Origin of the sequence: Paenibacillus solisilvae, assembly GCF_042656405.1 — a bacterium.
Classification (GTDB): domain Bacteria; phylum Bacillota; class Bacilli; order Paenibacillales; family Paenibacillaceae; genus Paenibacillus_Z; species Paenibacillus_Z solisilvae.
On sequence record NZ_JBHSOW010000097.1, the window covers coordinates 324 to 9239 of the forward strand.

The window sequence follows — 8916 nt, forward strand, 5'->3', positions numbered from 1 at the left end:
AAATGAAAAACAACCGGGGATTCCGACGGTTTCTGCTTCGCGGCTTGCCAAAAGTAAGCTTAGAGGTCGGATGGCTTTCGCTTGCCCATAATCTGCTGAAGCAAGCAGCGGTTGACCAAAATCGAGTAGGAGGGGGCGGCTAGCCCCCGTCCTCTCACACCACCGTACATGCGGGTCCGCATACGGCGGTTCCAAAAGGTTAACAAAGCTCCAAATAACGAGAAAGCATGCTTTTCAGCCCTTTCGCTTCCCAATAGGAAGTCGGGAGGGCGTTGTTCGTGTTTCGAGACATTTCCCATGCGCCTCGTCTGGAATTGGCCATCACAAAGCAAGCCCACTCCGTAACGCCAAGTGCTCGAAGTTCGCGAATACGGGTGCGTACCCGTTTCCACTGCTTCCATTGGCACATGCGGAGCCTTCGGCGAATCCACTTGTCGAATTTCTCACAGTGGTTCTTTGCTGCGGCCAGTCGAAAATAGCCAATCCAGCCGATGAGGTATCGGTTAAGCTGAATAATACGGCTTTCCATGGGCATCGAGCGCGTTCGGTTCGTTAACTCTCGAACCTTCTCTTTGAATCGGGAGAGGGTCTGTGGAGCCAGACGAATCGTCGCTTTCTTGTCCCTCAGGTAGCTAAAGCCAAGAAACTTGCGGTTCCAAGGCCTATCTACCGAACTCTTCTCTCGATTCACGTTCAGTTTCAGCTTTCCTTCTACGAAGCGAGTAACCGACTCCATAACGCGATGACCTGCACGTTTACTGGCTACGAAGATGTTACAGTCGTCCGCATAGCGGACGAACAGCAGTCCTCGTTTGGTTAGTTCTTTGTCCAAATCATCCAATAGAATGTTCGCCAGAAGCGGACTTAATGGGCCGCCTTGCGGCGTACCTTCTACCGTTTTCTCTAGTGCCCCATCTGCCATGATTCCGGCGTTTAGGTAGGCTCGAATCAGTCTCAGGACACGCTTGTCCGTCACTTTTCGCGCTACCCTTGCCATGAGCATGTCATGGTTTACCCGGTCAAAGAATTTTGCCAAATCCATGTCTACGACCCATCTGAGGCCGCCTTGCATGTAGGTTTGTGCTTGTTTTACCGCGTCGTGTGCTCGTTTTCCTTGGCGAAAGCCATAGCTGTACCAAGAGAAATGAGCGTCGAAGATCGGGTTCATCACTTGCAGCAGGGCCTGCTGGAGGAAGCGGTCCATGACGGTCGGGATGCCGAGCAGCCGCACGCCGCCTCCGGGTTTGGGGATTTCCACCCGTTTGACTGGCAACGGTCTGTACGTTCCCGTCAGAAGTTCGGCTTTCACCGCGTCCCAATGTGTTTTCAGGTACGCTTGTAGCTCCGCTACCGTTACACGGTCCACACCGGGAGCTCCTCCGTTTTGCACCACTCGCTTGTAGGCCAGCCGAAGGTTCTCTCCTTCGAGCATTCGCTCCAGCAGGTCGTTTTGGTCTTTGCGAGAGGAAGGGACGATTTGTGCCGACGATGAGCTCGGCGCTCCGGCATACCCTGACGGCTTCACCGCTTCTCTTTGCCGCGAGCTCTCTTGCGAGATTTTCTGCTGTCTTTGCTCCTCATACGAACGCATCGATTTCCTCTCTCCTTTCGGTTCGGCCCTTCCGCTGGTTGTTGCAACAGCCCGCGTACTATGGCCTCTGCTGACTCCTGCGAATTCAGCGCGACTTCTCAGCCGCGGTTACGAACAAAGTTCGCCTATTTCGCAGGCCTCCCCAGATAAGAACGTCATCTTTCCACCCGCGCTTGCCCAAGTCTACGGCTGCCGCCTTTGGCAGCTTAGGATTTCGTCATGAATTGGTGACTCATCCGACTGCAACCGCCTCAAATTGGATTCGTGTACCTCAAGCCGTGTGTTTGCCTCCAGCTTCCTTCAGATTCCACCTCACGATGGACACCCTTGCTCTTGGCTAATGGTAGGCGCTTGCCAGCCCCCATTCCGGACTTTCACCGTAGAGATGACGCCCATGCTGGGCGTACAACGTAAAAAGGTTGAGCAGAATTAAACCCTCTGCTCAACCTTTTTTCAAGATTGCTGGTCATTTTTTAAGAAAGTAGACTGTCCTTTGGTGTGAATTTACATGCTTTTGGGACAGCCCCTTATTATTTTTGCGAAATAGTTGCATATTTTCTGTATACACAATATACTGTTTATATAATATACAAATAAAAAGGAGCTTGCTCATGAACAGATCCGCAATTGAAACGAAAGGACTTCGTAAATCATTCGGCAGCCAAACTGTGCTGGATGGCGTTAATTTGACTGTGCAGGCAGGCACCATCTTCGCGCTGCTTGGCCCCAATGGCGCCGGCAAGACGACGCTGATCAATATTCTCTCCACGTTAACGAAGCCGGATGAAGGGACCGCTCATGTTGCCGGGTACGACATTATCCGGGAGAGAGATGCAGTAAAGCGTTCGATCAGTCTCACGGGACAGTTTGCAGCCGTCGATGATATGCTAACGGCCAAGGAGAATCTGCAGATGATGTGCAGGCTATCCGGTTTTACTTCAGCGCAAGCGCGAGCCCGCACCAAGGAGCTTCTAAGCCTCTTCGATCTTGAGGCAAGCGCGGGCAAGCTTGTCAAAACTTACTCCGGCGGCATGCGCCGCAGGCTTGATCTTTCTGTCAGCCTCGTCGCCAGCCGGCCGGTGCTGTTTCTGGATGAACCGACGACAGGGCTTGATACCATCAGCCGCCGCGCCCTGTGGGACACCATTCTTCAATTGAGAAATCAGGGCATGACGATTTTTCTCACGACGCAATATCTGGAGGAAGCCGATCAACTCGCGGACCGAATCGCAGTGATCGCAGGCGGACGCATTGTCGCATCCGGGACCGCGCAGGAGCTGAAGTCCCGTGTAGGCGGCGAGATGATCGAGCTGCGAGACGCCAATGAAGAAATCATAGCCGTCCATTCAACAGACGGCAGCATCCAAGACATTCGAAGGACGCTGAATGAACTGGCAGGCAAAGTTCCGCCGGACACAAGAATCAGCCTGCGCAAACCGACCATGGATGATGTATTCGTTACTTTAACAACAACAACAGAACTGGAGGCAGCAAAATGATAACAACCCGCCAGCCCCTTGCAAAGCAGACCTCGATCGGCGTGACAAACGCCGTCTTTATCGGCCGCAGCATCCGCCTTAGCCTGCGCAATACCGAAGCCCTCATTATGGCAATCATGCTTCCTGTCATGCTTATGCTTCTATTCACCTATGTATTCGGCGGCGCGATTGATCCCGGCGGTGATTATGTCAATTATGTCGTTCCCGGCATTATCCTGCTCTGTGCGGGTTTCGGTTCATCCAGTACGGCCGTAGACGTTGCTCAGGATATGACGAACGGGATCATCGACCGGTTTCGCACCATGCCGATACGAAGCCTTAGCGTCATCACCGGTCATGTAGCAGCAAGTCTAGCCCGCAATTTGCTTGCAACAGGCGTGGTAATCGGCGTTGCTCTTCTTGTCGGCTTCCGCCCGAGCGCAGGCGTACTTGAATGGCTTGCCGCGATTGGTGTCATTACACTGTTTATTCTGGCTTTCACTTGGCTGTTCGCAGCAATCGGATTAGTCGCCGGCACTCCATCCGCAGCTTCGGGCTATGGTTTCATACTGCTCTTCCTTCCTTATCTGTCCAGTGCCTTCGTCCCGACGGATACGATGCCGGGCTGGCTGCAGGGCGTCGCGAACAATCAACCGATTACGCCGGTTATTGAAACGATCCGCGGCCTTCTCACCGGAACTACGATTCAGCACAGCGCTTGGTGGGCTATCGGCTGGTGCGCAGCCATTCTGCTTCTCGCATTCGTTTGGAGCCTCTCCACCTTCCGCCGGAAAGCAGGCCGAAGATAGAACCTTCTATACGCCAGGCAAACAAAAAAAGCACATCGATTCGCTTGTCAGCGAGCCGATGTGCTTTTTTGTCTCCATTTACGATATACGCTGTGATCAAACACAGCTGCGATTTTCCTTACTGATTTCTTTTCTGCTCCAGATATTGTTCGATTCCGTCCAATATGCGGTCCAGCCCAAACTCAAGATCGTTGACAATCGGATTCTCCGCTTCCTTCTCGCCTGCATAAATACCGGACATGACGATAGGATATAAATCCGGATACTGTTCAGGCTTCACGAGCAGCTTAAGCGCTGCGCTGTAAGGGAGACCGCTGAAGGCATCGGGGCCCGCACCCGCATTCACAGCTTTATTCATATCCGCCTTAATCAATCCGATGGAACGGCCATAACTGCTGAGAAGGAGCAAAATCGACATTTTCTCAAAATCATTCAACGGAAAAGAGCGCATATTCCGAAGCACCCAATCGATGAGCTTCAGAATATTAGGCGTAACCGGAACACCTGTGACCGGTATGTCACCGTACCAGGGATGCTTGACGAAGACATCCATGCATGCTCTTACATACTCCCGCATACCATCCCGCCAATCCTGATTCTCATCCTCAGGCGGGATCGGGATGTCGCATACTGCGTCCTGCATAAGCAGCAGCAGGTCATCTTTACTCGTAATGTATCGGTAGAGCGACATCGTCGTATATCCCAATGTTTGAGCGACACGGCTCATGGAAACGGCCGAGAGCCCATCCTGATCGGCAATTCCGACCGCGGCATCGACAATCTGCTTGATGCTCAGCTCGCCCTTGGGGCCTCGCTTTCCTTGTTTCACGATCCCCCAGCTTAATGCTGTGCCGCTCGGAAGATTTTGCAGCGTTTCATCATTCAGGCCATCGCGGTTATCCATTGCTTAATCCTCCATCATCATCCTCAACGAAATTGTTTATATCATAAACAGTATATCACAATTTACAATCGGAACAAACCGGCGCATCGCTGATCCTGCGCTGCTGATGCGGCAGTACTCATTCCCAATTGCAATACAAGAGTACGTTTTAATGAAGAATGTCATTAAATACGGAAGGGCATTAACTTGCTTCTTAGTTGGGGACCGAGTTAATATATATTTAATATATATAATTCAAATGAGGAATGGAATAATTCCATCGAATGCTTGATCATTAACGCGCGAGTACAAGCGATGGTTCGCGGAGAACAAATATTTAACCGGGATGATCGTGATTTAGGCCGGAAGATAAGGAAATATTCCAGATTTTTTCTTGATTTGAATTTTATATTGTACCTATTATACATGTATGATATATTTAGGCCGATTGTTACATATTGGAGGTGGAGATCTATAGATTGGACGGGATTCGCAAAAGCTTGATTAACCATGTTGATTTTACGCCAAGTCTCATTCTAATTAGCGTCAATTGCTTCGTACCCACTTCATGAAGTCAGGAGGTTGTCGCATGACTGCTGAGCAGTACCAAGGACTTAATGCACTATCTCAGCCCGGTGAATTCACAGAGCTTGACCGTTTCATGTTTGAATCCTGGGGTTATCTTGTCATACCGGGAGTATTGTCGGCTGACCAAGCGCAAGAATGTCTGGAGGCCGCGACCCGTCTCCACGAGAGAGCGGGGACTACGGGATGGGCCCAGGTGGGCCGAGGGTTCGAGACGGAGCAATCGCTGGACAACTTAATTGATCACCCGGCCGTGCTGCCGAAAGTAAGAGCCTTATATGGCGACCGTTTCATTCTTCAATCCGCATGGTGTACGAAGCAGCCGGCATTTGGAGGTCTGGGCGGCTGGCATCAAGACGGCTCAGGAGCCTATGATTTTAAGCAGCTGGCTTATCCAATTCCTTTACTGCAGCTGCGCGCTTCCTATCTGCTTACCGATCAATCCCTGCCGAGGATGGGTAATATGGAAATGATTCCGGGCAGCCATAGGGCCCAGGTGCCGCTCCCGGCTGACATTCGCCGCGACAAAGCCGATCTGCCGATTGGCCATGTCATTTGTGCACCGGCCGGCTCCGTACTGCTTTTCCATAACGCCGTATGGCATCGCACATATATTCATGACGGGGATTACGATCGTTATACCGCGCATTATATATACAGTCCGCCTTGGGTCCGGTTTTCCGACCGGTTTACAAACGACAAGGACTACTTGGAGCGTACCACGCCCGTACGCCGTTATTTGGCGGGTGAATACGAGCGGCCTGACGCGCCATTCGGCGCGGGGTACCCGGCGACGGTCTTTGATGATGAATCAAAGTAATCGCTGAATTTCATTTGAGAGACCTAATTATACAATCTTTTACCGATTGAAACTGACAGCTCCGCTTCCAGACACAACTTCATATTCAATACACACCGAACAATGACGTTACGACGCGCCGCCGATTCATTATCAACGTTATGGAGGGATACTCGAATGTTGAATGTCGCAATGATTAGCAAGTGGCATGTTCATGCCGAAGGGTACGCTAAACACCTGCAATCACTTGGAAGCGTAGACATTACGGCTGTATGGGATGAAGATATAGAGAGGGGACGGACTTGGGCGGCAGAGCTCGGAGCCGCATTCCATTCGGATCTGGATGCGCTGCTCCTAAGAGATGACGTGGATGCCGTCGTCATCAATGCGCCGACCAGCAGGCACGCCGAAGTGATGATTGCCGCCGCAAATGCGGGGAAGCATATTTTCACGGAGAAATCGATGGCGCTGACCGTTGCGGAATGCGATCAAATATCGGCGGCCGTGCAGAAGGCGGGCGTCAAGTTTTGTATTTCTTTTCCCGCCCGTACCAGACCCCATCACTTGCTTGCCAAGCAGCTGGTGGATGATGGATTGCTCGGGGCAATCACACTGCTGCGCATCCGGAACGGCCATGACGGAGCATTAAATAATTGGCTGCCTGAATACTGGTACGATGAGAAACAAGCAGGCGGAGGAGCCATGATGGATCTCGGATGCCATCCTATGTATCTGGCAAGCTGGCTGCTTGGACAACCGAAACGCATCACTTCCATGTTTAATTATTTTACAGGTCGGGCCGTTGAAGATAATGCGCAGTGCTCGATTGAGTTCGCCAATCATGCGGTAGCGCTGCTGGAAACAAGTCTGGTCACCTACCTGACGCCGCCGGCATTCGAGCTGTACGGTACCGAAGGGACATTGATCATCTCCGGGGATAACGTCAAATTCGCTTCCAAGCATGCGGATTCGCCTCTGCAGGGCTGGATTTCTCCCCGTCAGCTTCCAAAGGAGCAGCCGCTTCCGCTGACCCAATGGGTGAACGGCCTTCTGAACGATGGGCCGATGCCATTCGGTCTTGAGGACGGGACGAAGCTGACGGAGCTGCTGGAAACGGCTTATATCGCTCATCGCGAGAGAAGAACGGTTGATTTCAAACTGCCGGGAGGGAAATAATCGGATGCGGACAGTCAAGGTAGGAATCATTGGATGCGGAATGATTGCGAACGGCAAGCACATGCCAAGCTTGTCCAAGGTGGGCAATGTGGAAATGGTCGCTTTCTGCGATCTAATTGAGGAAAGAGCGCGTGAAGGCGCTGAGAAATACGGGGTGCCCGGAGCAAAGGTGTTTACGGATTACAAACAGCTGCTGGCCATGGAAGAGATTGAAGTGGTCCATGTGCTGACACCGAATATTTCTCATGCCGTCATTTCGATCGATGCGATGGAAGCAGGGAAGCACGTCATGTGCGAGAAACCGATGGCGAAGACCGGTGCCGAAGCGAAAGCGATGTACGAAGCTCACGTGCGCACCGGGAAGAAGCTGACGGTCGGCTACCAGAACCGAAGCAAAGCGCAGTCTCAGCTGCTGAAGAAGATGATCGTAAATGATGAACTGGGTGAAATTTATTATGCCAAAGCGGTTGCGACCAGACGCAGAGGCGTCCCCACATGGGGTGTGTTTCTGGATAAGGAGAAACAAGGCGGGGGGCCAATGATCGACATCGGTACCCATTCGCTTGATCTCATCCTTTGGCTCATGAACAATTATGAGCCTGAGAGCGTAGTGGGCAGCGTATTCCACAAATTGAAGGATACGGAAAATGCCGCAAACGAATGGGGTTCTTGGGATCCCAAGGAGTTTGAAGTGGAGGATTCCGCCTTTGGCTACGTGAAATTCAAAAACGGCGCCGTGGTATCGATTGAAACCAGCTGGGCGCTTAATGTCGCTAAGACTGACGGATCGTTTTTATGCGGCACCAAGGGCGGCGCTGATTTTAACGGCGGTCTGCGCATTAATGGCGAGAGGGACGGCAGCTTATTCTTGAACGTCATAGACGTGGATCGAAACGTACGAGAGTACTTCCGGGGAGAAAATATGACTGATTTCGAGTATGAGGCCAAGCAGTGGATCTACAGTATCGTGAATAACACGGAGCCGCTCGTGAAGCCCGAAGAGGCGATGGTTGTATCGGCTATTCTGGAAGCTGTTTATATCTCTGCTGAAACCGGGAAGCCTGTCTACTTCGATGAATCAAACGTTCCGGCAGCAGGGACTACGATTCGATAAAACAGCTGTGCCAAACCTAATGAATAAATAGACTGTCTCGAATCTTAACAACGCTACGTTGGAGATGAGCCGTTATCTACTATCTGAATGACTTGTTGGGTGTTCAGTATTCGCAGCTTACCTCCTGCACCGCGCGCAGATCTCATCGTGTGCTTGGCGATACGTATTGGCAGTCAACCGCATGATGCATTCACATCTATACTGGATGAATACAGTTATTTCGGACATTAGACGTTCAAACAGGCGCTATACTGGATGTTTACAGCTATTTCGGTACATTAGACGTTCAAACGAGCGCTATACTGGAAATATCCAGTTGTAAACGCCCAATTGAGCTCCAAAAGGATCAGTTGGGGCAATTTAACTGTATAAATTGAAGTATAGAGGCACTCCTAACTGGTTGGCAGTCGTTTTAACTGTACGAATGGACCTCTGTCAAGAAAGTGGACACCCACATAAGGCACTTAACGTGCTCGTTTGT

Annotated in this window: 7 protein-coding genes; 5 read left to right on the plus strand and 2 right to left on the minus strand. The window is 51.3% G+C overall.

Features of this window, described 5'->3' with window-relative positions:
- Window positions 1-199: 199 nt before the first annotated feature.
- Window positions 200-1591, minus strand: coding sequence for a group II intron reverse transcriptase/maturase (ltrA, locus tag ACFPYJ_RS25810; protein WP_379191114.1), 1392 nt, complete (start codon window positions 1589-1591; stop codon window positions 200-202).
- Window positions 1592-2202: 611 nt separating this feature from the next.
- Between ltrA and ACFPYJ_RS25815 the strand changes: the two genes are divergently transcribed.
- Both ACFPYJ_RS25815 and ACFPYJ_RS25820 read left to right on the plus strand, forming a co-directional pair.
- Window positions 2203-3090: an ATP-binding cassette domain-containing protein gene (locus ACFPYJ_RS25815; protein ID WP_379191115.1), complete on the plus strand. Its 888-nt coding sequence runs from the start codon at window positions 2203-2205 to the stop codon at window positions 3088-3090.
- Window positions 3087-3878, plus strand: coding sequence for an ABC transporter permease (locus ACFPYJ_RS25820; protein ID WP_379191116.1), 792 nt, complete (start codon window positions 3087-3089; stop codon window positions 3876-3878). The genes ACFPYJ_RS25815 and ACFPYJ_RS25820 overlap by 4 nt, the downstream gene beginning before the upstream one ends.
- Before the next feature lie 118 nt (window positions 3879-3996).
- Here the strand turns inward: ACFPYJ_RS25820 and ACFPYJ_RS25825 are convergent, their stop codons facing one another.
- A complete protein-coding gene (locus ACFPYJ_RS25825; RefSeq protein WP_379191117.1) occupies window positions 3997-4782 on the minus strand; it encodes a TetR/AcrR family transcriptional regulator in 786 nt (261 codons plus the stop codon).
- A gap of 568 nt (window positions 4783-5350) precedes the next feature.
- Here ACFPYJ_RS25825 and ACFPYJ_RS25830 point away from each other — a divergent pair.
- From ACFPYJ_RS25830 to ACFPYJ_RS25840, 3 genes are all read left to right on the plus strand, one after another.
- The gene (locus ACFPYJ_RS25830) at window positions 5351-6166 is read left to right on the plus strand and encodes a phytanoyl-CoA dioxygenase family protein (protein ID WP_379191118.1); all 816 of its coding nucleotides are present in this window, start codon (window positions 5351-5353) and stop codon (window positions 6164-6166) included.
- 156 nt (window positions 6167-6322) lie between these two features.
- Window positions 6323-7321, plus strand: coding sequence for a Gfo/Idh/MocA family protein (locus ACFPYJ_RS25835; RefSeq protein ID WP_379191119.1), 999 nt, complete (start codon window positions 6323-6325; stop codon window positions 7319-7321).
- Between the two features lie 4 nt (window positions 7322-7325).
- A complete protein-coding gene (locus ACFPYJ_RS25840; protein WP_379191120.1) occupies window positions 7326-8435 on the plus strand; it encodes a Gfo/Idh/MocA family protein in 1110 nt (369 codons plus the stop codon).
- Window positions 8436-8916 lie beyond the last annotated feature (481 nt).

Coding starts and splice junctions, on each gene's coding strand:
- ACFPYJ_RS25815 (WP_379191115.1), top strand. CDS start 2,203: ATGAACAGATCCGCAATTGAAACGAAAGGACTTCGTAAATCATTCGGC.
- ACFPYJ_RS25835 (WP_379191119.1), top strand. CDS start 6,323: ATGTTGAATGTCGCAATGATTAGCAAGTGGCATGTTCATGCCGAAGGG.
- ACFPYJ_RS25840 (WP_379191120.1), top strand. CDS start 7,326: ATGCGGACAGTCAAGGTAGGAATCATTGGATGCGGAATGATTGCGAAC.
- ltrA (WP_379191114.1), bottom strand. CDS start 1,591: ATGCGTTCGTATGAGGAGCAAAGACAGCAGAAAATCTCGCAAGAGAGC.
- ACFPYJ_RS25825 (WP_379191117.1), bottom strand. CDS start 4,782: ATGGATAACCGCGATGGCCTGAATGATGAAACGCTGCAAAATCTTCCG.
- ACFPYJ_RS25830 (WP_379191118.1), top strand. CDS start 5,351: ATGACTGCTGAGCAGTACCAAGGACTTAATGCACTATCTCAGCCCGGT.
- ACFPYJ_RS25820 (WP_379191116.1), top strand. CDS start 3,087: ATGATAACAACCCGCCAGCCCCTTGCAAAGCAGACCTCGATCGGCGTG.